The sequence below is a fragment of the Arsenophonus sp. ENCA genome (assembly GCF_002287155.1).
Taxonomy (GTDB): Bacteria; Pseudomonadota; Gammaproteobacteria; order Enterobacterales; family Enterobacteriaceae; genus Arsenophonus; species Arsenophonus nilaparvatae.
On sequence record NZ_NHNG01000713.1, the window covers coordinates 1 to 846 of the forward strand.

Below are 846 nucleotides of genomic sequence, written 5' to 3' on the forward strand. Positions count from 1 at the left end.
AATAAAATTCAATCAATAATGAAAATATAAATATTTTTAATTATTATCATCGTAATGAACGGTATTAGATATTTAAATACCGCGTTTTTTATAATAATAAATATCTAATAACAGCACGAAAATAAAAAGCTTATCAAATTTAATAAAAATATAATTCAATCAAACAATGAACATACCATTGTTTTAAAACCACAGTATTACAAGATGATTTTTTAAACCAATTCATCTATTGTTCTATCATTAAGAATGTAATACAGCAAAATCAAAACAACTCTGTCAATTTTATAAATCTTATTGGTATTTGTTACCTTAGCAATACTAATATATAGCCGTTAAAACAGTAGTAATCAATCTATTAATATTATTAACCGTAAATTTTATTTAGGAAAGCATTTTCATTGGTGCAATGTTCATCAATCATTAAATAATAATTATCATTATTATTTAATGAGGAGGAAAGCGTAATGAAACTATTATCTAAACTATTTATTTCCATAATCCTGCTTGGCTATAGCGTTATCTCAATGAGTACGGTGTTTATAGACGAACAAATTAACGATGTTGAGTCAACAGCAGAGCAGAATAATGCGACTGAAAGTTCAAGGCCAATATCATCAGCAACAAACGAGCCTGACTGCAGCCTTCCCCATGATAAAAGATGTTATCCTAGATCAACGGCGACAGACTCAGTCTCAATTAAGGGGGAAATTAAGCGGATAACTATAAAGCCAAAACCAAAAAATTAAGTGCTCGGAAATTCATGCCAGGGACGGAAATAACTCATTCCTAGCCAGATTGTTAATCAAATAGTATTATTTAGCTTACTAAGTTTTCTAGCTTAACAAC

General features: G+C 28.8%; 1 protein-coding gene. It reads left to right on the top strand.

The window, feature by feature from the left end:
* Positions 1-585: 585 nt before the first annotated feature.
* Positions 586-720 (top strand): hypothetical protein, encoded by a 135-nt coding sequence (locus CBG25_RS18635; RefSeq protein ID WP_290608533.1) that lies wholly within the window; start codon positions 586-588, stop codon positions 718-720.
* The last annotated feature ends 126 nt before the right edge of the window (positions 721-846 follow it).